Below are 26,799 nucleotides of genomic sequence, written 5' to 3' on the forward strand. Positions count from 1 at the left end.
AGGCCTCAAGTGTAGATCGCTATGTTCGAAGGCTTAACCAAACGATTCCAGGGCGTATTCCACCAGCTCCGCGGGCGAGGCAAGATCACCGAAGGCAACGTCGAAGAGGCCATGCGCGAGGTCCGAACCGCCCTGCTTGAGGCCGACGTCCACGTCCAGGTAGTCAAGCAGTTCTGCGACAGCGTGCTGCAGAAGGCCCTCGGCGCCAAGGTCATCGAGACCCTGCACCCCGACCAGGTCATGGTCAAAATCGTCCACGACGAGCTGATCCGCCTCATGGGTCCGGTCGATCCCAGGATCCCCTTCATCACCCCGGGACCGACCATCATTCTCATGGCCGGCCTTCAAGGCTCAGGCAAGACCACCACCTGCGGCAAGCTCGCTAAGTACATCATGAGCAAGGGCAAACGCCCCCTCATGGTGGCCGCAGACTTGAAGCGACCGGCAGCCATCGATCAGCTCGAGGTCATCGGCAGCCAGGTCGGCGTGCCGGTCTACACCGAACGCGGCCACGTCAACGCCGTCAAGGTCGCCCGCAACAGCGTCATCGAGGCTCGCAGGACCGACCGCGACGTGGTCATCGTCGATACCGCCGGCCGCCTGGCCATCGATGAGGAGCTGATGAACGAGATCGCCCAGGTCGAACAGGCCATCAACCCTACCCAGGTCTACCTGGTCATCGACGCCATGACCGGCCAGGACGCGGTCAACACCGGCAAACGCTTCAACGAGCGGCTGGAACTGGACGCCCTGATCCTCACCAAGTTCGACTCGGACACCCGCGGCGGCGCCGCCCTCTCCGCCAAGGTCATCACCGGCAAACCAATCAAGTTCATCGGTATCGGCGAGAAACTCGAAAACCTCGAGGAGTTCCACGTCGACCGCATCGCCGGCCGCATCCTCGGCATGGGCGACGTCATCGGCTTGGTCGAAAAGGCCCAACAGCAGTACGACGCCGAAGAGGCCAAGAAGCTCGAGAAAAAAATGTCCAAGGGACTGGACCTCGAAGACTTCCTCGGCCAGATGCGCAAGATGAAGAGCATGGGCTCCGTCAAGGACATCATGAAAATGGTGCCGGGCATGAGCACCCAGATGGAAGGAATGGACATCGACGAAAGCGAGCTCGACCGCTACGAGGCAATCATCCAGTCGATGACCCCCAAGGAGCGCCGCCGCCCGGATATCATCGAGGCCTCCCGCCGCCGCCGTATCGCCAAGGGCAGCGGTACAGACGCCAAGGACGTCGGCTCGCTGATCAAGAGCTTCGAGCAGGTCCGCGACATGATGAAGGTCATGAGCGGTATGTCGATGATGAACCGCCTGAAATCCGCCACCCAGTTCGCCAGCATGGCCGCCCGCGGCATCAGCATGAGAATCAAGGGCGGTTCCTCGGTTACCAAACGCCAACTCAGCCAGAAGGACAAGCGCAAGCAGCGCAAGAAGCGGAGTCGATGAAAAACCGACCTGACGTCTCCATGATCGGGGGCGAGATCCACTACGGCCGGCTCCAGCCACGCTACTGGGGCCCTGTCCTGGATGCCGCAAGGCAGCTTGGAGCGGAAGTCCTCGCCACGTACATCATCTGGGATCTGCACGAGACCAGCGAGGGCACCTACGACTTCAGCTCTTGGCGAGCCTTCCTCGCCGAGGTCGAAAAACGCCGCTTCAAGCTCATCGCCCGCCCCGGCCCCTACGTGTACTCCGAGTGGCGCAACCTCGGCATCCCCGATCACGCCGTGCCCTACCACAAGAACCACCCCGAGTTCAGGCGAAAGGCCGCCCACTGGATCGCCGCCGCGATGGCCGAGATTCGCCCTTACCTCGGCCGCCTGATCGTCTGCGTCCAGGCAGACAACGAGATCGACCCTCTACCCCACTTCTACGGGGAGGATATGGGCTTTGCCGACTGGCTCAAACGCCGCTACGCGTCCGTCGAAGCACTCAATAGGGCCTGGGACTCCAGCTACGCCAGCTTCGCCGAGGCCATCCCTACGCTCACACCCTTCATCGAAGACCAGCGGCTCAAGGACAGCTGCCAGTACCGATACGACCTGGCCACCGATTACGCCCGCTGGGCCGTGGCTGAATACCGCAAGAACGGCTGCACCGTGCCAATCCTGCTCAACACCTGGCCGGGCGTCGATGCCCAGCACTGGCGCGATCTGGCCGACCTCTGCGATCTCTATGGCATCGACCCCTATCCGTCCAACGAGTGCCGCGAGGATTACCGCTACTTCAAGGACCGAATCCGCCTCCTCCGCTCCGTGACCGATTTCCCTTACCTGGCGGAGTTCGGCAGCGGGATCTGGCACGGCATGCCAAACCGCGAGTACTCGCCCGACCACTACCGGTTGACCGCCCTGACCGCCCTGGCCGGCGGCGTCCGCGGCTGGAACTGGTACATGCTCGCCGACCGCGACAACTGGTATCGCTCCCCTATCAACGAGCGGGGCGTCACCCGGCCCGAGCTCGCCCCGGCTTTCACCCAGGCCATCGGCTGGTTCAGGCAACTCGAAAACACGCCACCACCCGAAACACCCTTCGCCGTGACTTGGTCCTGGCATTACCACCAGATCGCCCAGCTTCGAAAAAAAGACCCGGACGACCCCCTGTTCGCCGTCCTCCACGAGATGGGCATCGAGTACGACTACGTCGACGTCGACCGCGATTTCAACCCCCCGCGGCTCCTCCTCGCCGCCGGCCGACTCGATCAGCCGGAACGGCTGTGGCACTATGTCGAGAACGGCGGCAACCTCGTCCTGTTCCAGCAGCTCATCGAAGGTTGCCCGCGACCAGACGGGACCAGCCACCCAGGGGCCTCCCGTCTCGAGGTCTCCCTCGGCTTCGTCACCCAGCAGCCCGTCTTCAACTACCGCGAGGTGCCGGGGGCGGCTATCGTCGCCCGCCAGCTGCCCATGATCACCGACGAGGACCAGCGCCGACACTGGGAACTCGCCACCGGCCGAACCTACTTGACCGGCTACTGGGCCAGACACGGTAAAGGCAAAGTCATCGTCCTCGGCTGCGCCCCCAGCCGCGACGCGATTCTGGCCGTCCTTCGCTTCCTCGACATCAACCTCCCCGTCCTGCCGCTGACACCCGGCGTCCACGCCGCCCGGCGAGGTGACAAACTCATCGTCGTCAACCCCGGTGAGGCCAAAACCGCAAAACTCCAGATCAACGGCCACATCACCCACGTGGACCTGCCCCGCTGCTCCGGCATCATTCTGGATTGACCGCCACAACTGACCGGCCCGATATTATCGGTCCTCATCGCCGGCCCCCACGACCATAACCTCCCCCCCTCACCGTCGGGAACGTCCCCATGCACATGTTCAGGCGCGACTCGTCAGACCCGATATTAAAGCAGCGGACGTACTCTGTAGACGTGACGTGCCCGTGGACCGTGTCTCAATCTGAGGTCCTCTTACTTGCCTCCGGAATCGGACGAATCGTATGTTTCTCCCGGAAGCGCGGACGCGCACCTGGAGACGGCAATGAACGAAACCTGTCCACACCGGACCGGCGCTCTGCTGACACGGATGGTCCGCGGCTGGCAGGTCGTCCGCCATAGCCTGCAGTTCAAGGCCTCCCTCCTGGTTGTCCTTCTGATCATGGCCGTTGCCACCATGACCAGCGCCTTGGCGCTGCGATCGACAAGCCTCGCTCTCTACCAGAACGAATTGGATCGAACCAGAGAGTGGGCCGCCTCCCTGGCCGCCACCGCCGCATCCGAGGTCGGCAGCCTCAATCGCGAACCCCTCAACCGACTGCTCGACACCCTGGTACGCACACCAACCGTGGCCTATGTCGCGTTTACCGATTCCTCCGGCCGAATCGTCGCCGCCGCCGAGGCCAAGCCCGGCCTGCTGGCCAACGTGCTCACCTCCGACGGCCGCCGCGTGCGCATGGACATGCTCGAGACACCTCGGGTCATGTCCGACCTGCATACCGGCATGGACTGCGTCGACGTCATCGCACCCGTGTACGCGCAAGCGGCATCTCAGGGCAACGACCACCAGAAACCCATCGTCGGCTACCTCCGCCTGGCCACCAACGTCGGACCAACCAAAGCCAAGTTGGCTAACGTCGGCGACCAACTGGTGAGAATCGCCCTCGGCGTACTCATCCTCGTCGTCCCCTGCAGCCTGGTACTCATGCGTTACATCGTCCGGCCACTCAACGAGCTCGCCCACACCGCTCGCCAAATCGCCGAGGGCACAACCGACGCCCGCGCGGATGTGCGATCCGAAAACGAGATCGGCCAGCTTGCCCGGGCGTTCAATCTCATGACCGACCGGGTCATGCAGTCCCGCCGTGACCTCCTGAAGCTGAACTCCGAACTCGAGGCCCGAGTCGAGGCCCGCACGCGAGAACTCGAGGAACTCGCTTCCCGGGATCCGCTGACCGGCCTGTATAACCGCCGCCACTTCAACGAGGTTGTGGTCCGGCAGTTCGCCGCCGCCCAACGCTACGGGGCCGATCTGACCTGCCTCATGTTCGACCTCGATCACTTCAAGGAAATCAATGACCGCCTCGGTCACCGAGCCGGCGACGAGATCCTCATCCTGCTCGCCCGCTCCATCAGCAGCCAGCTGCGAACCTCCGACCTGGCCGCCCGCTTCGGCGGAGATGAGTTCATCGCCCTGCTGCCCCAAACCTCGTCGGCGGCCGCCACCAGCCTGGCCAACCGCATCAAACGCGAATTCACCCTCAATGTGGCCAACAGCTTCCCCGCCGCACCCGCTACCCTGAGCATCGGCGCCGCCAGCCTGTTCGCTACTCACACCGACTCGCCCGAAGCCCTCATCCACGAGGCCGACGTCGCCCTGTACTGCGCCAAAACACACGGACGCAACCGACTGGTCGATTCCTCAGAAGTGGCCGGCCTCAACGGCTCGACCGCACTCGCCCACGGATGAATCGACAAACAGTCAGCCGTCAGCGACGATCACCAACCACGCCAACGGAACCCCCTAACCCTGAACCTCCATCTCCACGACCGCCTCCGCCGTTTCGGTCCCGGGCCTGCTAGCGGGTCTGCTGATGTGTTGTTCCCATGGGAGCCCGTCCAGACGAAGCACCCCCTCCGCGCGCCGGCAGCGATCGACGAACCGATCACGCCCAACGCACAGAAGCCATCACCAAGAACGACCTCGTTGGGTTCGTTTGGCGCTCCACGCTCCCAGGAGGTAGAGCCGAAAAGCCCTTTGCCGGGCTCGAAAACGCGGTTCCGGGGCCAGAACGTTGGCTTCGTTCTCCAGAATTCTGTCCCCCGGAACGCACCAGAGGTGAGACTCCTGCGAAAGACCCCGATGTCAGATAACCGGGTCATCTGGACAAATCACACCCAAGACCTGGGATGCTCGAGAGGAACGGCCACCCCCAAGCCGAAATGCCGCCCACCAGTCGTGCGGCATGCTCTGAGCGGGACAAGCGGGTGTGCTTGCCTGCCAGGCCGACCCGGAAGGCGAAGAACAGCAAGAGGACTCGTCACCCGAGAGATACGGAGGAATGGAAAGTGATTCTCAGACTGCGAGAACCACCGGCTGAAAGCAGCAAAAACCCAATCGACCCCCTTCGCGTGGCCGCTCCATGGGCACACAATCCACCCTTTCCATGGGATATGCCTCCCAAAACCACCCCGGGATCAGCCTCGCGCCTGGTGCGGATCAGGGCTGGAGAGCCTGACCCGGAAGCGGGCTGCCGATGGGCGGCTGCGCGCGATCCGCCGTCACCTTGCCCTGCTGCTTGAGGCTCCTGAACCAATCCCGTAGTTCCTGCTCGGCAGGCTTGCCACGCGGGGTGTAGTTGTAGTCACTGGTGCCCCCGGCGGTGTCGTTCCATTCCCACCACATGATGCCGCCGACTTCAGGGGTACCTGACCATGTCTCGATGAAGGCCCGGTAACACCTGCGCTGTTCCTCGAGACCGGCGGGAGTCGCCTTCTGGTTATGATAGTAGTTCCACGGTTCGATCGAGGTGCCTTCCTGGCTGCACCAGCCAGCTTCGGTGAACATCAGGGGCTTGCCGATCTTGCTCTGCCAGCGAAGAATGCCTCGCTTGATGGGCTTCCAGGCCTCGATCAGCGACTCCTGCGTGGGATTGGGGTCGTCCGACAGCTTGTAGTAGTTGGTCATGCCAACCAGATCGAGGGCATCCCAGAACTCGACCACCTTGTAGTGATCCCAATTGGCCGAGTAGGACAACCGTCCCTCGTAGACCTTACGAACCTCCTTGATGAGCGCCCGCCAGCGATCGGTGTACTTCTCGGTGCTGATCAGCTCGGAGCCGACAAGGAAGACCTCAACCTTGCCCCGCTGGGCGATTCGGGCGAAGTGGACCACGAAGTCGCGATAGCGGTCAAACCAGTCATCCCAGTTCGGGGGACTGATGACTCCCCGCCACTCGTTCCCCCGTGGGTCGCTGAGCAGGATGATAGGCATGAGGATCACCCGCAGGCCGCGGTCGTGGGCTTCCCGGAAGATCTCCAGCCACTGCTCCTCGGAGGGCGTCACCACCGGGTCAATCTTGAAGGTCTCAGACCCGGCATGTTCCTGGTAGCCGGGCGTGCTGATCAGCACCGTGTCCGCGCCCATGTCGGCGATCTCGGCAAGCAGTTTGCGCATCCGCTTCACGCAGTGATCGGAACTGTGAAGCGGAATCGACAAACCATGGTACGGGGTCTCCTTCGAGGCCAGCGGCCGGGGCGAGGCTACCGGCTCGATCTCGTCAATCTCGATCGTGGGGGACGCAGATCCGCCCGGACGGGCGCTCTGCCCCGAACACGCCAGACGATCATTCTCCCGCGAACAGGACCACCAGACGGCCGCCCCCACCACCAGAATCAATGCCAGGATCTTGCCCATCAACTTCGTCAACGGTACGACTCCTCCGCTCTCACTTCTCGGCCTGCGAAGCCTTGTCCTTGGCCTCGCCCAGAGCCCAGGCCACCCCCGCCATCAGATGCTGCTGATACAACGGGTGGGTCCACACATCTTCACGGTGTCCAAGAGAGGTATAAAACACTTTGCCCTTGCCTTCCGTCCGGGTGTAGGCCACAGGGTAGTACTCGCCCTTCTTCATGTTCTGGGGCCTCAGATCGGTCTTCTCGGTGTCGATGCTCATGAGCATGTGCACGTTGTCCTTCGAGAAGTCGTTCATCTGGTAGATCTCGTCGGCAATGACCCACTCGGCAGGCAGCATTCTGGTGGCGGGATGATCGCGATCCTCGATCGTGATGGTCACCTTCCTGTCCCCGGCACCGTGGGTCTTGAACGAGCCGCCGACCATCTTGACGTATTCCGGATCACTCTTGAAAGTATCCGTTGCCGCGTGAATCCCAATGAACGCCTTGCCTGATCGCAGCCACTTGAAGAGCGACTTCCTGTCAATCTTCGGATCGCCGGTCGTGTAGAAGACGACCGCGTCGTACTGGTTGAACTTGTTCTCGTTCTCCAGGTCATGGAAGCTCTGCGAGAGGTAGACTTCATAGCCCGCCTTGGTGGCGATTTCCTTGAAGATCTTCTCCGCGAAGGCAATCTCGCCGGTCAGTGGCCGGACAACCACCGAGTGCGGAAAACCGTCCGACTCGGAATAGAAGAGGATCTTCTTCTTCGCCCTGCCCTGATCCGCGGCCCCGCAAAGCCAAGTCATCCCCAACACCATGGCCACCGCCGCGCCGATCATCAATGCCACTCTTGATTTCATGATATCACCCCATCATGAGAGCCATACGGTCAGACCGATTCCACCCGGGCGCCTCACGGCGACCGGCCAGACGGACAAGGTACCACCGGACGGAGAGGGGTTCAACTCGGCAAGCGGGCCCAGCGGAGTCTGGCGGAGCGGCTCCGGGGGTTGGTGAATCGCTCCCGGGACGTTGGCTGGACGGGTTCGGCCGCCGCCGCCTGGTAGAGGCCGGCCGCGACGCCCCGGGCAAAAGCCTCCTGCACCAGTCGATCCTCCCCGCTGTGGAAACTGATGACGCCGATCCGGCCGCCAGACCGAAGACACGCGGGCGCGATCCGCAGAAGCTCCTTCAGGGCACCCAGTTCGTCGTTGACCAGGATGCGCAGCGCCTGGAAGGTCCGTGCGGCGGGGTGGAGATCGTGCTGGCGGGCGTCCTTGCGGTTACGCCATGCCTGGGGGGTCATCCGCTTGGCCTCGAGGATGATCCGGACGAGGTCGGTCGTCGTGCGGATCGGGTGGTGCTGGCGGTGACAGACGACGGCGCGAGCGATGAGACTATGGTCCGGTTCGTCGCCGAGGACCTCCAGAGCGCTCGACAGATCGGCCTCGGGCAGAGTTGCCAGGTGATCGGCGGCGGTCTGCTGGCGGCGGTCGTCCATGCGCATATCCAGCGGCCCGCTGTGTTTGTAGCTGAAGCCGCGGGCCGGATCATCCAGCTGCATACTCGATGAACCGAGATCAGCGAAGAGGATATCGAAGCCTGCAAGCCCTTCCTGGGCCAGCACCTTGGCGACTCCCGCGAAGTTGCAGCGATGGGTGCTGAAGTTCGGGCCGACGGCCGCCAGCCGCTCGCGTGCCCGGGCCAGCTGCTGAGCATCCACGTCGAATCCGACAAGTCGGCCGGCCGGACCGATCCGCCTGAGCCACTCGACGGCATGACCGCCGTAGCCCAACGTGCAGTCCGCGATGACTTCGCCTCGCTGGGGTTTGAGGCATTCCATCACTTCCTGAACCAGGACGGGCACATGCGTGCCGGCCGGAGTGCCGCCTCGCGAACGAACCTGTTCATGAATGCCGGGATAGGCCTCGGGGCGATGTTCCTTGTAGCGATCTTCGAAGCGTCTGGGATGCGTGCCCGGGTAACGCCGACGCCGGCGTCGAGGGGGATCAGCTCCGTGCTCCTGAGGGTGACTCATCCGGCCTATCCTACTCCAGCGAGCCCGTGATGAGGAAGCGAGGCAAGGCTTCGTGCGGGGAGGGGTCGAAAGCCACCGATCTGATTCGGGCTCACGGTGAGAGCCGATGAAGGCGCGGCACTTCGAGCAGTTCGACGCGGGCTCCGATCGCAGGGGGCTCCGTTCGGGTCAGGCGTCCGGCGTGCCATGACAGGAACTGGTTGGCGGGGTCGTCGATGCGGCGGTCAAAGACGAATCGGACGGTGCGAATCCCGTCACCCTCGACGTCTTCGGCGACGGCAGTGAATGCCGAGGTCCGATAGTGTGCTCCCTCGACAAGGGTAACGCCGGGACTGATGAACAGCCTCTCGAAGCGATTCTCGAGGAACGGCGGCCCCGTTGCCGTCAGGGTCATGGTGTGCTCGTCGATCCGTTTCCAGGTCAAACCCCGGCGGCCGAATTGCAGCGGAAAGAACTCCGTCTGGCGGTCATGGTGAATGACCGCCCAGGTTGTGGCCATGGTCAGAGAGAGCATGTTCGACGGGCTGTTCAGCAGAAAGACGTGTCGCGGGGCGGGCACGGCGGCTTCGATTTCGGCATCGCGGATGATGCTGCGGTCGGTGTGAGCCACCCTGGCGATCATGACACTGCGGGCGATGGTCATCGGGACGGAGCTCACCAGCCCCAGGAGCAGAAAGACGGCCAGGATGAACTGGGCGTACTGGCGACTGGCCCATTGTTGTTTGAGCGGCAGGAGGCGATCGAAAGCCATGCCGATCAGGAGGCAACTCGCCACTGAGGCATCCATGAGCAGGCGATCGGACGGTTCCGTTCCCCCCACCGCCAGGAAGCTCAGGAAGATCCAGCCGACTGCGAAGACGACGATCCGGGTCCAGCCGAGCAGGCGGAACAGGATGTAGCCAACGCCCGCCAGGAGGGGGACACCCGCGCAGATGAGCCACGGCGTGTATTGGGGAAAGGCGGGGACAACGTCGGATGCGACTCCCAGGAAGAGGCTGAGCAGGGAAACCGGAATGAAGACCGCGAAGCGGGCCAGGTACGCTCCGGGATCGCGCCAAGGCATGGGATACATCAGCGACCGCGTCCCGTAGTCCCTCAACACATAGAAGGTCAGAAAGCCGAATGCCAGCACTCCGAGAATCCAGAGAGCCGGTGACCGCAGGCATGGCCCGATCCTCCGGATCATGGGTCTGCCCGTGGCGCACGGTCCCAGCGTCAGCAGGTAGAGCCCCACCAGGGGGGCGGCCATGATCCCGGACTCTCGCGAGCCGCACGCCAGCAGGAAACACCCGACCCCGATGAGGAGCCAGCGCCGTGGATGCCGGGAGGTTGTTGATCGAACGGCCGCCAGCACCGTCGCCACGACGAAGACCGCGCCCAGCAAGCCGTTGCGACTGGCGATCCAGCTCACCAGCAGCGTGTGCCCGTCCTTCACCGCCAGGAAAGCCAGCGCCCAAAGGCTGGCCCGAGCAGGCACGCCCAAGGCGATGTACAGCCTGAAGGCCAGCCACAGGAACGCTGCGAAGCAAGCCAGGCTGGTCAGATGGTAACCCGGCGCCCAATCCTCCCAGAGTCTGTAGTCGGCCCACAGGGTCAGACTGGTGACCGGCCGGAAGAACCGGACCTTGAAATCCGGCGAGGCCCACCAGGGGTGCGTTCGCCAGTCTGGCATCTGGAGCCGGTCGCCGGCCGTGAACTCGTACAGTCCCCACCACGGCATGGTTGTGCGTTGACCCAAGCCGCGCAGGGCGAACTGGTGAAAGTAGTCGTCATAGAGGAAGCCCCAGCGCAGCGATCCCGCGTGGCTGAAGACCCCCAGCAGCACCAGGCACGCTGCGATGCGCGCCGTCCGTCCCATGCGACGAGAGCCTGGGCCGGGTGAGACCGGGTGGCGAGCGTCATCATGGGGCGCGATCATCGCTCACGCTGCTCCTCAGCTCCGGGCGAGTTGGCCCACGGGAGGCAGGTCGCGGATCTTGCGGGCGGGCACGCCGGCCCAGAACTCGTTCGGCCCGACCACGGTCTCAGGCAGCACCACGGCGTGGGATCCGATCATGCAGCCCTCTTTCAGGACGCAGCCTCCGAACACCACTGAATCGCCGCCGACGACGACGTTATCTTCAATCACTGTGCGTTTGAAGACCACCCAATCTCGCTCCTGGTGGTGGCCGAGGATGACCGCATTCATGCCTAAGACCACGTTCCGGCCGATGGTCACGAAGTGTGGATCCATGATGAGGTTGTCGGTCAGGCTGCAGGATCGCGAGCGCGGACCGAAGATCGGCCCCATCAACCAGCAGATCGGCGGCAGGTTGGAGATGTGGTAGACCAGGAAACCAGGGAACGGGGGTTCGTACCGGGCCTTGGTAAGCAAGGCGAGCATGCTCGACCAGATCAGCTGGCGGTCGATCCTGCCACCCGGCACCATCGGATAGCGGCCTTCTTTCGGGGTGGGCACCAGCAGGCGGAGCACCACCAGTTCCGCCACATAGATGATGTTGTAGAAAACCACGAAACGGACGATGCGCTCGGTCCATGTCCCGACGAGCTGGAGATCGGCGCCGATCGGAGCGCTGGTCGGCCAGAAGCCCAGCCGATTGAACAGCCACATGGTCAGGGTGAAGGCGTTTGCCCAGATAAGCAGGCGTACACCCATGTCGCAGCTCAGGAGAAAACGCAATGCTCCGCGAACGTCGGGGGTTCGCCCGGATGATGCCGGAGGGGGATCTGCATCATGGGCAACCAGAGTACCGGCATTAGCGTCTGGAGATCGCGGTCTGGTGCTGACGGGTTCCACGTGCTCGCTCTCCTCGCGGCTGTCGCAGGGCTGACGCCAGGCGGGAGTCTATCACCCCTTCGGACCAGGGGCAATCGGCGGTTTGTGCAACCGGATTGCTTCCGGTATGGTGGGCCCTTGTGGAAACTTCGTCGCAAAGGCGGGTTGGGCATGATCTCGAGTGAGTGGGCCATCTCGTTCGTTGTCTGCTGTCTTCTGTTCGCTCAGGCCGGTGCTCAGACGAGCCAACCCGCCAGCCATCCGGCGGAGCAGTCTGATCGGCTTCCGGCGCCGCTGCAGGGCACCCTGGAGAAGGCCGCCAGCACCTCCCACGAGATCATCATCGCCGGCAAGCGGGTCAAGTACCGGGCAACCGCGGCCAACATGCCGATGAAAGACGAGAACGGCAAGCTCAAGGGTACGATGTTCTTCGTGGCCTACGAGAAGGAGGAGCCGCGTTCACCCGTGCCGGGCACGATCGACCCGGGCCGCACAGCGACGGCCTCTGCGACCGACACCCAGCCGTCGCTCGTCGGGCGGTCGGAACGACCGATCACCTTTGTTTTTAATGGCGGGCCGGGGGCGGCGGCCGTCTGGCTGCACCTTGGCACGGCCGGCCCGATGCGTGTCGATCTTGGTGCGAACGGCGAACCTCCGCCACCGCCCTACCGGTTGATCGACAACCCCTTCTGCTGGCTGGACGCAACCGATCTCGTGTTCATCGACCCGGTCGGTACGGGCTTCAGTCGACCGGCCGAAGGCGAGAAGGCCGAGCAGTTCTTCGGCGTCCGGGAAGACATCCAGTGGGTCGCGGACTTCATCCGGCTCTACATCACGGCGTACGGACGATGGCCGTCGCCGAAGTTTCTCGCTGGCGAGAGCTATGGCACCACCCGGGCGGCCGGGCTGTCGGAGTACCTGATCGATCGCCACGGTATCGCGCTGAACGGTATCGTCCTGATCTCGACTGTTCTGGACTTCCAGACCCTTTCACCGTCGGACAACAACGATCTGCCGTACCCGTTGTACCTGCCCAGTTATGCGGCCATCGCGTGGTACCACAGGAAGCTGCCGGCGGATCTGCAGGTTGACCTCAAGGCGACGCTCAGGGAGATCGAGGACTGGTCGCTGACCACTTACTCGATTGCCCTGGCTCGCGGAGCCACTCTGCCGAGCGAACAGCGGCAGACGGTCCTGTCCCGGCTCGCCCGGTACACCGGTCTGCCGGCCGCACTAATCGACCAACACGATCTCCGGATCGCTCCCGGGGTCTTCCGCAAGAACCTGCTGGCGAGCGAACAGAAAGTCATTGGGCGTTTCGATTCAAGGTTAAGGGGTTTTGACGCCGAGCGGGGATCCCACTCCGCGGGCTATGACCCGGGGCTGGCCGAGTACCTGGCCATCTACAGTTCGACCTTCAACGACTACGTTCGCCGGGTGCTGAAGTACGAGAGTCTGCTCCCCTACGAGGTGCTGTCCGGCCGGGTGCATCCCTGGAAGATGACGGAGCCCGGACAGGGCTACCTGAACGTCGCGGACAACCTTCGTTCCGCAATGATCAAGAACCCGCACCTCAAGATCCTGGTGGCCAGCGGCTACTTCGACCTGGCCACGCCGTACTACGCCACCGTGTACACGCTGAACCGTCTGGACCTTCATCCTGCCCTTCGGGCGAACATCATTACGGTGTTTTTCATGGGCGGGCACATGATGTACCATCACGAGCCGTCGCGGGAGAAGCTGCACGACGACGTGGTCGCGTTCATTCGGGGATCGACCAACTCCCACAAGAGGTAGTCGCGGCGAGCGGAATGGCCGAATTGGGCGACGTCGGCACCGAGCGATCCCCTTTCGCTGCGTCGTCTGCGTGTGTCCATTCCGGCACCGCCCGTCACTGGATGAGGATGTTGTTGCCCGTGCCCCCATCGAGCACGTCGCTGCCCGGCCCGCCGAGCAGCACATCGTCGCCGGCCCCGCCCATCAGGAAGTCGTTTCCATCACTGCCGATGAGTACATCGTCCTCACTCCCGCCGTCGGAGGTCAGCTGGATGGCCGTCGCCGCCAAGCCTGAAGCGTCCACGACATCATCCCCCGCCAGGGCGTTGATGATGAGCCGGTCGGTGGCCGCCTCGCTTCCGGAAATCCCCACCTGGCTTGCCAGGCCGACCACGTTGCCGGTTCCAGATGATCCGCTGACGAGCACCGTATCGGCTCCGGCCGTGCCGTTGAGGATAATCGTATCAGCCTGAAGATCACCCATCCCCGAGCCCGGCGGGTTGGCGAGGTCGATGGCGACTCCGGTGACATCGGTTCCGGCGAGGTCGTTCACGGTGATGACGTCGGCTCCGCCCAGGGCTCTCAAGCCGATTTGCTCGACGTCGTCGACGTCTACGGTCACGCTGCCCACGTTCCGGAAGAGACGCAGCCGCTGGCCATTGGCGGAGATATCGATCGTTTCTGCGGCGCCCGAGCCGTTGAAGACCATCGCATCGATCCCAGCCTGCCCCTCGACCGTGTCGCTGCCGTCGCCGGGGTCCCACTGGAAAATGTCCTCGCCGGCCCCGAGGAGAGCCACATCGTTGCCCTGGTTGCCGTCGATGAAGTCGTCGCCATCGCCGCCGAGGATCAGATCAGGGCCATTTCCGCCCCGCAGGGTGTCGTCGCCGACTCCTCCGTCCATGGTGATCTGAATCAAGGCGGCCAGGTTCCCCGTGCAGGTGACGGTGTCGTTGCCATCGCTGGCGTTGATGACGAGCCTCTCACAGGTACCGATATCCAGGGCAAATGGGGCGGGATTGACCCGGTCAAGACGCACGCGCGTTCCGTTGGCTATGACCGTGAAGTCCTCGGCACCTATGCCGCCGTTGACCTCGACGGTGTCGACGCCTTCGGCGCCCTCGACGAGGTCGGTGTCGTCACCTGGGTTCCAGACGAAGCGGTCGTCCCCGATTCCCAGGTTGACCACGTCATCGCCGTTGCCGCCGGTGATAGTGTCGTGATCATCGTCGCCGTTCAACACATCGCTGCCCTGACTGCCGGTCAATATGTCATTGCCGGTCCCGCCGTTCACGGTCAAGGCGATCGAACCGGCCGCCAGTCCTTCAGCCTGCACGTTGTCGCTGCCGTTACGCGCCCTAACCGTGAGCCGGTCATTGGCTCCCTCGGCCGCGGTGACATTCACAACCACGGCGAGGCCGGTAACCGTTGTGCCGGCTCCGCTCCCGGTGATGGCCACGTTGTCATCGCCGTCTGTGGCGTCCACGATGACGTTGTCCGCCTGTCCATCGCCGACCGCACCGTCGAGCGTCGAGGCCAGGTTGACGTTGATTTGAGCCACGGAGGTTCCGGTGAGGTCGTTCAAGGTCACGATATCGGCTCCTCCCGCGACTCCCAGGTCGATCCGATCGATGTCGTTCAGGTCCATGATGACACTGCCCACGTTGCGGAACAGACGCAGACGCTGGCCGTTGGCGGAGGCATCGATGACTTCGCCGGCGCCAGACCCGTTGAAGATCAGCGCGTCAGAGCCAGCCTGCCCCTCGACCGTGTCGCTGCCGTCTCCTGGATTCCAGCGAAAGACATCATCGCCGCCCCCCAGGAGAGCCACATCGTTCCCGCGGTTGCCGTCGACCGTGTCGTTGCCGGAGTCACCGATGAACATTTCCGGGCCGGAGCCTCCGCGGAGCTCGTCGTTACCGCTTCCGCCGTCAAATGTGGTTGCCTCGGTATCGGTAAAGACTCCGTTGGACTCGTCTATCCTGACCAGATCATGCCCCCAACCCATGTTGAGCCGGATGCGATCGAACTGAGCGCGGTCGAAAGTGAAATCGGCCGAACCGTTGTCCTCGAAATCGATTTCCAGAACGGCAGGCACTCCCGACCTCAGGCGAAGGGTCAGCCGATCGCTTGCCGCCGTGCCGAAGACGAAGAGCTGAGTCCCGATGACAACGGCGGCAGGTCCTGTGCAGCCCGGGTCGGCAGGCTGGTTTGCACCGCTGTAGCATCGCTGAAATACGCCGAAATCGCTCAGGTCGACATCGGCATCATCATCGAAGTCGGCGGCCTGGCAAAGCGATGTGCCCGCCGAAGGGATGGCCGGTCCCGACCAGCAGGAGTTCAGCACAGCGAGGTCGTCGGGACCCACATCACCGTCGTGGTCAAAATCGCCTGGCGTGGTGAGCGGGCAACCGGCTGTATCGACGATCGCCCCGGGGATAGTGTCGGGGCAGCTGTCGACGTTGTCGCACACGCCGTCGCCGTCCAGGTCACTAATACAAACGGCCGTCGCGAGCGACTGAATCGCCAACCCAGCTGCCAGACAAACGCCAAATCCGCTGAATCGCCTCATGACTCGTATCCTCATACAGAACCAGCGTGCGTACCGTCCTCACGGTGGTTCAGCGCCCGTCCACGATGCTTGAGTCGCTCCGTGATGGGGGCGCGGATACCACCCGTGCCATCAAGACGTGCCCACCCGTTACGTGAGGCGATTCCCGAACGCCGCTGTACGCCGCGAGCGCGTCGATCACCCCGGTCACAAGCAGGACACGTCGGCAGGAGTCGCGGCGCTCCAGCAGGAAGACAATCGCCAATCCGACGATCCGTCGAGTCGTACGGCAGTCACATCCTGTCCGGCCTCGACGGGATCATACGCACGTTCCGGTGATCCAGACCACATTTTTCGGCCTTATCTCGAGGCCGCCGTTGGGAAACGAGGTCTCTTCGTCCCGGCCGCATGGTTCGCGACCCTGATCGGCAGCCAATCACGTGATCCACAGGCGATATTCTTTCAGCCCTTATTTGCCTCTTTCACGATTCAACAGCCTATTCCCCTGCCCATCCCCCCGCGCGGGCCGTGCGACCCCGGCTCGTTGAGCTCCAGATTGAGGAATGCCGGCATGATGGCGTTCCCGCGTATCCTGAGGGGTACCGAGTGGCAGGCAGGCGAGATCCGGGTCAGAGCGCGACTTAACGCCCCGTCATCGACCTTCCAGGACACGACATCATACAGGTGGACGCCGAGAGGTTCATTCCTGTCATTCTGAGCCGGAGACTCAACGATCTTTTCTCTTGGCGATCTTGGCATCTTGGCGGCTCGCAGGCCTGCCCTCGTTGGTCGAGCGTTTCGACGGCCCGTAGCGGGCGAACTCTTCGATCTGCTGAGCCAGGCCAATCAGAATCTGGGCCTCCGCGCGGGTGAGTTGGGCACGGGAGAGGATAGCCCGGATGGGGAACATGAGGTGGTCGGGCTTTTCCGGTCGGAGGTAGCCGAGTGTCAGCAAGGCGTGCTGGAGCTTGTCGGTCAGGCGGGCCATCATGGCCAGATCAGCCGGATCGGAGTGGCGACGTCTGACCTCATCGGTGTGGCGATACCGGGCCAGCGACAAGAACGTCTCGTACAGGCAGATGGCCACGGCGTGAGACAGATTGAGGGTTGGGTAGTGCGGTGAGGCCGGGATCTGGACGACGGCGTCGCAGGCCAGGAGGTCCTCGCGGGACAAGCCGTTGTCCTCGGAGCCGAACAGCAGGGCTAGATCGCCGTCGGCCACATGGGCGGCCAAGGCGGCTCCGAGGTCGCGGGGCAGGAGGTCGTCGCGTTGATGGACGGGGCCGGGCCGGCGGCTGGTGGCCACAGCGAAGACTGCCCCCTGGAGGGCCTGCTCCAGGGACTCGACCACGCGGGCGGAATGGAGTCGGTGCTCGCCGTGAGTACTGCGTTGCATAGCCTCGCGATGGAGCGGATCGGCCTGGGGAGCGACCAGTACAAGCGGGCCGGCCCCGAAGTTCTCCATGATGCGGGCCACGGCTCCGATATTGCCGGCGATTTGCGGGCGGATCAGAATCACGCGCACCCGGGCCATAGCCCCGGAGGGTTTGCCAACCGGGGGAAGACGGGATTCGGAGGGTAAGCGCTCGTCTTCCTCCATGCGCGAATCGCACCATCAAGCCATGAGCCTGCTGGTCAGGGCCACGAGTTCCTTCACATGGTCGATGCTGACCTGGAACGCGGCCCTCTCTTCCGGCGTGAGCGGTATTTCGATCACTTTCTCGACGCCACGGGCCCCGAGCATCACCGGCACGCCGACGAAGTATCCGCCGATGCCGTATTCCTTGTCGCAGTAGGCCGCGCAGGGCAGGATTCGCCGTTTGTCCCTGATGATGGCCTCGGCCATTTGGACGCCGGCTGCGGCGGGGGCGTAGTATGCGCTGCCGGTCTTGAGCAAGGAGACGATTTCGCCGCCGCCCTTTCGAGCCCGATCGACGATGGCATCGAGGCGAGCCCGGCCGATGAGATGCGTTATCGGGATGCCGGCCACCGACGTGTAGCTGGGCAGCGGGACCATGTCGTCGCCGTGTCCGCCGAGGAGCAGGGCGGTGATGTCTTCGATGCTACAGTTGAGTTCCATGGCGATGAAGGCCCGGTAGCGGGCGGTGTCGAGAACGCCGGCCTGGCCGATGACTCGATGGGTAGGGAAGCCGGACGCTTTCCAGGCCACGTAGACCATGGCGTCGAGTGGATTGCTGACGACGATCATCACCGCATTGGGGCTGTACCTGGCGGCCTGCTGGGCGACGCTCTTGACGATCTCGGTGTTCTTGGCGACGAGGTCGTCGCGGCTCATGCCCGGCTTACGGGCCAGGCCGGAGGTGATGATGATCAGGTCGCTGCCGGCGGTCTCTTCGTAGCGGTTGGTGCCGATGATGTCGCAGTCGAACCGTTCGATCGGGGCGGCTTCCCGGAGGTCAAGGGCCTTGCCCTGGGGCAGCCCTTCGACGATGTCAACGAGGACGATATCGCCCAGTTCCTTGGCTGCCGCCCAATGGGCACACGTGGCCCCGACATTGCCTGCGCCGATCACGGTGATCTTCGCCCGTTTACCCATGTTGGACTCCTCCGCGGCGTGAGGCCGCCCATCCCGGCGACGACGAAGGAATGGAGCCTGCGTCTGCCGCACGCGGGCGGATTATAGACCGACGACCAGGTGGGGCCAAGCCGATTGGCGAGCCGGCGGAATCCACGTAGAATGAACGCGTGGACCCAGGCAAGAGCCGAGACGCAAGCACGACTCGATCGATCGGGCATGTGGTCTGCCTCGCCATTGGCATGATCGTCATTGGGGCCGGCGTTCCCGTATCGGCGGGGGTGCTTGCCGCCGATGAGCTGCTGCTCATCTACAATGACGCCGATCCGGCCGGCAAGGGGCTGGCTGAGCGATACGCCGAGGTTCGCGGGGTGCCCGCGGACCGGCTCTGCCCACTCATCGTGCTGGGCAGGTCTGAGGAGATTGTGCCGGGCCAGTTCGAGAGGCTGATCCGCCAGCCGGTGCGAGACTATCTCGAGCGGCACGGACTTCGCGAGAAGGTGCGATGCCTGGTGCCCTTCTACGGTCTGCCGATCCGTGTGAGTCCCCGCAAGAACACGGCCGCGGAACGGGTGTTGCTGCTGCAATGGCGTCGCCAGCTCCAGGAGACGCTGATCGAACTGGACAAGGTTGACGCCGAGTTGGCCGTTCTCGCCGGTGAGGACCCGGCGACGCGTCCGACCACCACGCAGCCGAGCGACAAGGATCTGGCGCGTCTGGCCGAGGATTACGAGCGGCTGCGGGCTTCGGCCTTCGCGCGAATCATGCCCAATCCGCCGACCCGGGAGCCCCCGCCAGCGTTTCATCGGTGGGTTAAGCTGGTGGAGACGGGTGAAGGGGCGGCTCGACTGCTGGCCCAGATCAGCACGCGGGCGGACGCCGGGGAGGATGCTTCCCGGGCGCTAGCCGACTCACAGCGACAAGGGCGTGAGGTCTTGTTGCAGGCCCGAGCGCTGATGTCTCGCGCGTTCACCGATCCCGAGCGGGAGAAGGCCCGGCCACTGCTCCGTCAGTGGGGAGGTCTGCTCGACGTGGCGTATAGTCTGCAGAGCGACATGCAGGAGGTTGAGGGGCGGGAGACCGAGGCGGCGGTGGACAGCGAGCTGATGCTGCTCTGGTGGGACCACCATCCGCGCTACCGCTGGCAGCCGAACCGGCTCAATTGGCGGCAGCGAGTGGCGTACCCGACAGGCAGCCCCGGCGCGCCGGAAGGCATCGGCACGCAGCCGGCAGGGCGGGACGAACGGCGTACCCTGCTGGTCTGCCGGATCGACGGGCCGACGGCCGGTGTGGCCCGCCGGATCATCGACGAGTCGATCGCCGTCGAGAGAGCTGGCCTTCGCGGGAACGTGGCCATCGATGCCCGAGGCATACGAGGAAGCCAGGGGCACGGTGAGTATGACACGGATCTTCGCAGCCTCGCCCAGCTGCTGAAGGACAATACTTCCCTGCCGGTCCACCTGGACGACCGTTCGGCGCTGTTCGCGGACGGCGACTGCCCGGAGACGATGCTCTACTGCGGCTGGTACAGCCTTCGCCGATACGTCCGGGCCTGCGCGTTCGTTCCCGGATCGGTGGGCTATCACATTGCCAGTTTCGAGGCCGCCGGTCTCAAGCAGCCGAAGGAGACGGGCTGGTGCCGGGGTCTGCTGCTGGACGGCATGGCTGCCACGCTGGGTCCGGTGGCGGAGCCTTATCTCCATGCTTTCCCGAAGCCCACGGAGTTCTTCGGCCTGCTCCTCAGCGGGAGGATGACGCTGGCGGAGTGCTACGCCTACACCACTCCCTGCACATCGTGGATGATGATGATGATCGGTGACCCGCTGTACCGACCGTTCGGCGCCAAGCCGGTGCTAACGATTGACCAGGTATTCCCGGCGGAGCTGATCCCCCCCGAATGGGCAGGTGGACGACCGGCCTCACCGGCGAACTGAGGACACGCGGTCAGCCGGTGTCACTGCGGGTGTTCGGTCGGAGTGGCGTGGACAGCCCGAGCGACGAGGTCTTCGTACTGCTGGCGAAGATAGGCACGATCGGGGCCGCTGGCGATGTGGTCCCACGGGAGAATCTCGCTCACCGGGCGCTCGCGGTGGGCATAGAAGCCCGGATCGAGGCCGGTCTGCTCGAACGCCTTTTGCCAGAGGTCAAATCGGAAGCACTCGTCCCACCCGTCCATGCGGGCGCCGAGCCGATAGGCGGCCTCGATCACCCCGCTCAGCCGGCGATCGCCGCGAGACAGCACGCCCTCGAGAATCGAGCGCTCGACCTTGTGGGTCTTGATGCGGACGGCCGAGCGGAACTGCTCGGAAGTGCGGCGGAGCAGGATCCGAGCCTCGTGGAAGTAATCCGCGTGAGGCTGGGCAGCCCACTGAAGGGGTGTATGCGGCTTGGGGATGAGCCAACCCACACTGGCCGTGATCGAAGCCGGCCCCCCCCCGACCGCCCGCTTGGCGAGGCTCAGCTTCCGTGACAGGTGGAAGATGTCGGCGATGTCTTGCTCGCGCTCGCCGGGGAAGCCGCACATGAAGTAGAGTTTCACCGAGTTCCAGCCGGCCGCGTACGCCTGTTTCAGGCCGGCGAACAGGTCCTCGTCGGTCACCTTCTTGCGGATCGCGCTGCGTAGCCGCGAGCTGGCCGCTTCGACCGCCACGGTGAGGCCGCTCTTGCGGACGCTGGATACCAGCCAAGGGATATCCGAGAGCATCTTGTCGACCCGGAGCGAGGGGACCGACAGACTCACGTGCCGTTCATGGAACTGTTTGTTGAGCCGCCCGGCCAGTTCCGCCAAGTGCGGGTAGTCGGCGGTATTGAGGCTCAGCAAGCCGATTTCCTCGCAGCCGGTCGCCTCCCAGGCGTGTTCGGCGATTCCCAGGATACGATCGACGCTGCGAGCGCGAACCGGGCGTTTCGTGTAGCCTGCATGGCAGAAGCGGCAGCGCTGGGGGCAGCCGCGCATGATCTCAATGCTAACGCGATCGTGAACGACCTCGGTGTGAGCGACCAGCGGCCGGAGCGGCACGAAGGCATCCTCGAAGTCGGGCGTCTGACAGCAAGCGATGTGTTGAGGTGGCGTGAAGCCGGCCGGACACCGACCACGCGGGCGGAATGCAGCCATGGTGCCGTCGGTGTGGTAATCCACATCGTACAGCGCCGGGGCGTAGATCCACTCGAACTTCCGGGCCATCTCCCTCACCATGTCCGACCGGCTGGCACCCTCGCGTTTCATGCGGCGGTAGAGCTCGACGATGGCCGCCATGCTGTGCTCGCCTTCGCCGATCACCACCAGATCGACGAAATCGGCGATCGGCTCGGGGTTATCCGCCTGGGGTCCGCCGACGATGACCAACGGATCCTGTTCTTCCCGCTCCTCGCCACGCAGGGGAATGCCGGCCAGATCAAGGAGCAGCAGCAGGTTGGTGTATCCCAACTCGTAGTTGAGCGAGACGGCGAAGATGTGGGCATTGCGGGCGGGCTGGCGTGTGTCCCAGGTGAACAGTGGGATATCGCGCCGCCGCATGATCTGTTCGGCATCGCCCCAGGGCGCGTAGACCCGCTCGGCACAGACTCCCGGCATCTGATTGCACAGGGCGTAGAGGATCTGGCAACCGAGGTGGCTCATGCCGATGGAGTAGGTGTCCGGGAATGCCAGCGCGACGCGTACGTCCGCCCGTTCCCAGTCGCCTGGGCGCACAGGCTGGTTCCACTCATGGCCGATGTATTGTCCCGGCTGCCGGACAAAAGGGAGAAGCTCTTCGCTGATCCGTTGACGGAGGCTCATGCGGGATCAAAGGCTGAACGGAGGAGGGTGGCAGGCCGTCCCTGTGCGCAAGGTTGAGTGTGGGGGAGGATCGGGCGTGAAGCGACCGAGCCCGTTCCGCCGTTTCACCGCTGGCGATACACGATCCGCCCGCGTCCCAGATCGTAGGGGGAGACTTCCACGGTCACGATGTCACCGGGAACGATGCGGATGAAGTTCTTCCGCATCTTGCCGGCAATGTGGGCAAGCACTTCGTGCTTGACTCCGCCGGTCTCTGCCTCGACGATGAACTGGGCGTTGGGCAGGGCCTTGATTACCTTGGCCTCGAACTGAATACTCTGGGCCTGGGCCACGTCGCACCATCCTCGCAAAACCACCGATCGGACACCTGGAGCCTTATGGTGAATCCACAGGCGGCCGAAGGCGCATTATCGTCTGCCTTGCGAGAAAAGGCAAATGGGCGGCGCGTGTGACGGGTGCCGACCATCTGCGGTATAATCGCTTCGTTGAGAAAACCGAAGCGACCTGGTGAGCAGAACGAATCCATCCAGACACGGCGTTTCTCCGGCGCGCGCGGCGGCCCTGGTGGCCTTATCCGAGTTGCGTCTCGGCCGGCATGTCGCGGGCGAATCGGTGGAGCATCTGCTGACCGCCGCAGCCCTCAGCGAGCGCGATCGGCACTTGGCCGTCGAGTTGGTCATGGGTGCTCTACGGCATCGCCAGACGCTGGCGGCCGTCTTCGGCACGTTCGCGATCAACGGGTGGAAACGGGTCAAGCCGGAGCTGCAGCAGATTCTCCTGCTCGGCGGCTATCAGCTCCTCTGGCTCGACGGAATACCGGCCTTCGCTGCCGTGGACGAGGCCGTGGCTCAGGCCAAGGGCGAGGGGGGATCGCGCGCAGGCCAGTTCGTCAACGCTTTGCTCCGCTCGCTGCAGCGCGAGATCGAGCAGCGCCGAGTACCCGCAGCGGAGGCCGATGCGGTCAGGGCCATCCCGATTGACCCCTGGCAGTACTGCCAGTTCCGTCGGGCGGTGCTGCCGGATCCGCACCGGCATCCGATCGATCATCTTGCGGCCGCCGCTTCCCAGCCGAACTGGCTGGTGAAAAGGTGGTGCGAAGCCTTCGGGCTGGAGCGGGCGCGAGAGGTGTGCCTGGCGGGGCTATGCCGGCCGCCGATCGTCCTCCGCCCCAACCGGCTGCGAACCACGGCGCAGGCTCTGGCCGATCGTCTCTGCGAGGAAGCTGCCGCGGCGGAGCCGGTTCTGAGGGGCGACGTGGTCGTGGTGAGCCATTGGGGACCGCTCTCATTGACGGGCGCCTTTCTCGAAGGCTGGTTTCAGCCCCAGGACCGCACGGCCATGGGGGTGATCCAAGCGATGGCGCCGGCGTCTGGCCAGCGCGTTGTCGATCTCTGCGCCGGTCCGGGCACCAAGACCACGCAGATGGCGGAACTGATGAACAACACGGGGGTGATCCTGGCCAGTGACAAGGATGACAGCCGGCTGGCACCCGTTCGGGAAAACGGTGCCCGGCTCGGGCTGAGCATCATTGACACGGTTCTCCCCGGAGATCTCGAGGCGGCGGCGCGTGCCCTCGGGCCCATCGACTGGATTCTGGTGGATGCGCCGTGCAGCAATACCGGCGTACTGGCTCGCCGCCCGGAGGCCCGGTATCGAATCCGCATGCGGGCCCTTCAATCGCTCTCCGCCCTGCAGTTCCAGCTTCTGGATTTCGCCGCCCGCCTGGCCACCCCCCAGAGCCGGATCGCCTACAGCACCTGCAGCCTGGAAATTGAGGAGAATGAAGCCCTGGTCACGCGGTTCCTGGAGCGTCACCCGGACTGGCGGCTCGAGCGGTCGGCCAGGATCCTGCCTTGGGCGGGTGCGGCGCCGGCCGACTATCACGACGGGGGTTACTGGGCGATTCTGGCCCGATGACTCATTTCCTGGGGGAGGTCAACTGGTTTCAGACAAGATCCGATGAAAGAGGCAGGTCCTGTAGTCTTGGCGAGGCAAGAATCATGCCCCCTCCGGATTATCAGACGCTGCTGACGGTGCTGTTTGCCTTGCTGGGGGGCGGCATATTCCTTCGTGTCGTCGGGAAGGAGAAGCACCGGCGCGAGAAGTGGCTTCAGTACCGTCTCGAGGAGAAGCTGAAGGAGCTCAGGGCTAAGCAGATGGAAAGCCCGGACGGGGAGGCAAGCAACGAGCCAATCACCGCAACTCCAACCGAGATCGAAAGTTAGATGCTGGCCGGTCGTGTTGACTTGGCCGCCGACAGCCCTTAGAGTGCCTCTGGACTCGGGATGCTGAGCCGCGACGGCAAGCCGCAGCCCCAGGAGCAAGTAACGTGTTCGAACTACCCAATCCTGAACGGAACCGGTCAATCCGATCCATGTCGCTGGCGATTGCGATTGGGGGCGCTGTGGTGGGCGGTGCCTTCGCGTTGGTTGGGCTGTACCAGTTCACCCCCTGGTCGAGCGCTCACGGATCTGGTGTCTTTCTGCTGGCCGCGGGGTGCATTCTGATGACGGTCTCGCTGTTCGCCTACTGCCTGCTGGAGCTCACCGCCCAGGCGGAGGAGAACGTCAACCGCATTCACCAGATCGCCGTGGATCTGCTGGTCATCGCCCGGCGTATTGAGCCCCACTTCAAGACCATCGCGGACAACGTGCGGCTGTCTGACACGGCCAAGTCGCTCGCTCACCGGGAGCTGGAACGGGAGGCGCTTCGGCAGGCAATCCACGAGGAGATGTACGGCGGGGATGCAGAGGCCGTCCAGTATCTCATCAACGAGATGGAGCGTCGTTTCGGCTACAAGCAGGAAGCTCAGAAGCTGCGTGAGGAAGTCAGCCTGAAGCGTGAGATGACCATTGAGGAGAAGATCAACGAGGCCCTCTCGCACATCGAGAAGATGATGGACGAGCATCGGTGGGACCGGGCCCAGGTCGAGTCAGACCGTCTGACCAAGCTGTTTCCCCGTCACGAGCGGGTGAGTTCTCTGTCCGCCGAGTTGGATCGCCGCCGGGATGTCCGCAAGCAGGAGCTTTTGGACCAATGGAAGTTGGCGGTCCAGCGTGAGGAGATCGACCGTGGCATCGCGATTCTGACCGAACTCGACGCTTACCTGACGAAGGAAGAAGCCCAGGCATTGCAGGATTCCGCCCGCCACGTGTTCAAAGCCCGGCTGGTCAATCTGGGCGTGCAGTTCGGGCTAGCCGTGACCGAGAGCCGCTGGCGCGACGCCCTCGAAGTCGGGCTCCGCATCCGCCAGGAGTTCCCGAACAGCCGGATGGCCCAAGAGGTCTCGCAGAAGCTGGAGACGCTTCAGGTCAAAGCGGGTTTCGTGGCCGACGCCGATCTCATCGAGCAGCGTCCGGTCCCGGCAGAGTGACTGAAGTGCTGATTCGACTTGCGAGGCCGGCCGATCTCGTGGCCATCAACGACATCTACAACTACGACGTGCTGCAATCCAACTGTACCTACCAGACCAAGCCGGAGTCGCCGGATGAGCGGCGTGCGTGGTTCGAGGAACACGGCGAAGGGCATCCGGTGACGGTGGCGGAGCGTTCGGGCGAGGTTGTCGGATGGGGCTCCCTGTCGTCGTTTCGTTCCCGCGCCGCCTATGCCCGGATCGGTGGAGGCCGTTACCGAGGTCAGAGTCCGGCGCCGAAGGAGTCGTTCTCGCCCGCGGCCTGAGGTGGCGGAGGGACGGTGGGCGCCTTAGGCCCAGCCGTCTCGGAAGAACCGCGATCGGCCCGTGACGGGCGCGGAGCGGGAGGAGTGGCCTCGCGGCGTGTACCGGAATCCTCGGCCGTCTGGTCAGTCGTGGCCGGGTGGTCCGCGTCGGATCCTCTTCCGTTGGGCTGGCGCCGGCTTTGGGCATCGCGTTTGAGATCGGCGATGAGCGAGTTGTAGTCGCCGAAGTGGTCGCCGGTTATCTTCCTGCCTTCCCCGGCGCGGGCATCGGCCACGGGGGCGGGCGGCGTTTCCCTAGGCTGAGGTCGAGGCTCGCGAGCCGGCTTGGGCTGGGGGGCAGGCGCGGCTTCCGCGGGAATGGGGGCGGCAAGATCCTCCACGTCCTCATAGTCGTCGAAATCGTCGAACTTGGCAGGCTTGTAGTCGGGTGATTTGGCTTTCTCCTGCTCGGCCTGGTAGGCCTCGACGACCGCCTTCTGGACCTGCTCGCGGCAGGCGGCGTTAATGGGGTGGGCCACATCGGCGTGGAGCTTGGCTCGGCCCTGAGTGTCCTTGGGGGCCCGGTTCTCGTTCAGGGAGGCACCGCAATCGTTGCAGAACCGGGATCTCAGATGGTTCTTCGAACCGCACCGGGGACACCTGTCCATCAACTTGCGCGAAGGCATGGCCACAAACACGCCGTTTGTGCCATCGATGATTTTCAGGTCGCGGATGACGAACGCGCCGTCCAGGGTGATGCTGCAGAAAGCCCGAAGTCGCTCTCGTGCGTTCTCCACCAATTTGATCCGTACTTCCGTGATTTCCATGGGTGCAACC

20 protein-coding genes are annotated in these 26,799 nt (G+C 64.0%); 9 read left to right on the forward strand and 11 right to left on the reverse strand.

The window, feature by feature from the left end; translation table 11 throughout:
- Positions 1–21 precede the first annotated feature (21 nt).
- The 3 genes from ffh to KA354_06065 all read left to right on the forward strand — a co-directional run bounded on the left by ffh (position 22) and on the right by KA354_06065 (position 4,922).
- Positions 22–1,455 (forward strand): signal recognition particle protein, encoded by a 1,434-nt coding sequence (gene ffh, locus KA354_06055; GenBank protein ID MBP7934196.1) that lies wholly within the window; start codon positions 22–24, stop codon positions 1,453–1,455.
- Positions 1,452–3,236, forward strand: a complete 1,785-nt coding sequence (locus KA354_06060) for a beta-galactosidase (protein ID MBP7934197.1) — start codon at positions 1,452–1,454, stop codon at positions 3,234–3,236. Before ffh ends, KA354_06060 begins: the two co-directional genes overlap by 4 nt.
- Positions 3,237–3,497: 261 nt before the next feature.
- Positions 3,498–4,922 (forward strand): diguanylate cyclase, encoded by a 1,425-nt coding sequence (locus KA354_06065; GenBank protein MBP7934198.1) that lies wholly within the window; start codon positions 3,498–3,500, stop codon positions 4,920–4,922.
- A gap of 750 nt (positions 4,923–5,672) precedes the next feature.
- Here KA354_06065 and KA354_06070 read toward each other — a convergent pair.
- The 5 genes from KA354_06070 to KA354_06090 all read right to left on the reverse strand — a co-directional run bounded on the left by KA354_06070 (position 5,673) and on the right by KA354_06090 (position 11,544).
- Complete coding sequence (locus tag KA354_06070) at positions 5,673–6,881, reverse strand: hypothetical protein (GenBank protein ID MBP7934199.1); 1,209 nt, start codon at positions 6,879–6,881, stop codon at positions 5,673–5,675.
- 19 nt (positions 6,882–6,900) lie between these two features.
- Positions 6,901–7,710, reverse strand: a complete 810-nt coding sequence (locus KA354_06075) for a ThuA domain-containing protein (protein ID MBP7934200.1) — start codon at positions 7,708–7,710, stop codon at positions 6,901–6,903.
- Between the two features lie 101 nt (positions 7,711–7,811).
- Positions 7,812–8,888 (reverse strand): 16S rRNA (cytosine(1402)-N(4))-methyltransferase RsmH, encoded by a 1,077-nt coding sequence (rsmH, locus tag KA354_06080; GenBank protein MBP7934201.1) that lies wholly within the window; start codon positions 8,886–8,888, stop codon positions 7,812–7,814.
- A 91-nt stretch (positions 8,889–8,979) separates the two neighbouring features.
- Positions 8,980–10,746 (reverse strand): hypothetical protein, encoded by a 1,767-nt coding sequence (locus KA354_06085; protein ID MBP7934202.1) that lies wholly within the window; start codon positions 10,744–10,746, stop codon positions 8,980–8,982.
- A 75-nt stretch (positions 10,747–10,821) separates the two neighbouring features.
- Positions 10,822–11,544, reverse strand: a complete 723-nt coding sequence (locus tag KA354_06090) for a hypothetical protein (protein MBP7934203.1) — start codon at positions 11,542–11,544, stop codon at positions 10,822–10,824.
- Positions 11,545–11,835: 291 nt separating this feature from the next.
- Between KA354_06090 and KA354_06095 the strand changes: the two genes are divergently transcribed.
- The gene (locus KA354_06095; protein MBP7934204.1) at positions 11,836–13,461 is read left to right on the forward strand and encodes a peptidase S10; all 1,626 of its coding nucleotides are present in this window, start codon (positions 11,836–11,838) and stop codon (positions 13,459–13,461) included.
- 94 nt (positions 13,462–13,555) lie between these two features.
- Here the strand turns inward: KA354_06095 and KA354_06100 are convergent, their stop codons facing one another.
- The 3 genes from KA354_06100 to mdh all read right to left on the reverse strand — a co-directional run bounded on the left by KA354_06100 (position 13,556) and on the right by mdh (position 18,548).
- Positions 13,556–16,012, reverse strand: a complete 2,457-nt coding sequence (locus tag KA354_06100) for a calcium-binding protein (protein MBP7934205.1) — start codon at positions 16,010–16,012, stop codon at positions 13,556–13,558.
- 706 nt (positions 16,013–16,718) lie between these two features.
- The gene (locus KA354_06105) at positions 16,719–17,591 is read right to left on the reverse strand and encodes an RNA methyltransferase (protein MBP7934206.1); all 873 of its coding nucleotides are present in this window, start codon (positions 17,589–17,591) and stop codon (positions 16,719–16,721) included.
- A gap of 15 nt (positions 17,592–17,606) precedes the next feature.
- Entirely contained in the window at positions 17,607–18,548 is a 942-nt protein-coding gene (gene mdh / locus KA354_06110; protein MBP7934207.1) for a malate dehydrogenase, read from the reverse strand.
- Between the two features lie 149 nt (positions 18,549–18,697).
- On the opposite strand from mdh, the gene KA354_06115 reads away from it, so the two are divergent.
- Positions 18,698–20,461, forward strand: a complete 1,764-nt coding sequence (locus tag KA354_06115) for a TIGR03790 family protein (protein ID MBP7934208.1) — start codon at positions 18,698–18,700, stop codon at positions 20,459–20,461.
- Between the two features lie 20 nt (positions 20,462–20,481).
- On the opposite strand, the gene KA354_06120 is transcribed toward KA354_06115, so the two are convergent.
- Together KA354_06120 and infA are read right to left on the reverse strand one after the other, a co-directional pair.
- The gene (locus tag KA354_06120) at positions 20,482–22,305 is read right to left on the reverse strand and encodes a TIGR03960 family B12-binding radical SAM protein (GenBank protein ID MBP7934209.1); all 1,824 of its coding nucleotides are present in this window, start codon (positions 22,303–22,305) and stop codon (positions 20,482–20,484) included.
- Positions 22,306–22,409: 104 nt separating this feature from the next.
- Positions 22,410–22,637, reverse strand: a complete 228-nt coding sequence (infA, locus tag KA354_06125) for a translation initiation factor IF-1 (protein ID MBP7934210.1) — start codon at positions 22,635–22,637, stop codon at positions 22,410–22,412.
- Between the two features lie 175 nt (positions 22,638–22,812).
- On the opposite strand from infA, the gene KA354_06130 reads away from it, so the two are divergent.
- The 4 genes from KA354_06130 (at position 22,813) to KA354_06145 (ending at position 25,983) form a co-directional block, all read left to right on the forward strand.
- Positions 22,813–24,222 carry a hypothetical protein gene (locus tag KA354_06130; protein MBP7934211.1) on the forward strand — a complete coding sequence of 470 codons (1,410 nt, stop codon included), beginning with the start codon at positions 22,813–22,815 and terminating at the stop codon, positions 24,220–24,222.
- An 83-nt stretch (positions 24,223–24,305) separates the two neighbouring features.
- Entirely contained in the window at positions 24,306–24,530 is a 225-nt protein-coding gene (locus KA354_06135; protein MBP7934212.1) for a hypothetical protein, read from the forward strand.
- Between the two features lie 104 nt (positions 24,531–24,634).
- Positions 24,635–25,678, forward strand: a complete 1,044-nt coding sequence (locus tag KA354_06140; protein ID MBP7934213.1) for a hypothetical protein — start codon at positions 24,635–24,637, stop codon at positions 25,676–25,678.
- A 5-nt stretch (positions 25,679–25,683) separates the two neighbouring features.
- A complete protein-coding gene (locus KA354_06145) occupies positions 25,684–25,983 on the forward strand; it encodes a GNAT family N-acetyltransferase (GenBank protein MBP7934214.1) in 300 nt (99 codons plus the stop codon).
- Here the strand turns inward: KA354_06145 and KA354_06150 are convergent.
- Positions 25,941–26,789 (reverse strand): SpoVG family protein, encoded by an 849-nt coding sequence (locus KA354_06150; protein ID MBP7934215.1) that lies wholly within the window; start codon positions 26,787–26,789, stop codon positions 25,941–25,943. The genes KA354_06145 and KA354_06150 overlap by 43 nt on opposite strands.
- Between the last annotated feature and the right edge of the window lie 10 nt (positions 26,790–26,799).

The organism is Phycisphaerae bacterium, assembly GCA_018003015.1.
Classification (GTDB): domain Bacteria; phylum Planctomycetota; class Phycisphaerae; order UBA1845; family PWPN01; genus JAGNEZ01.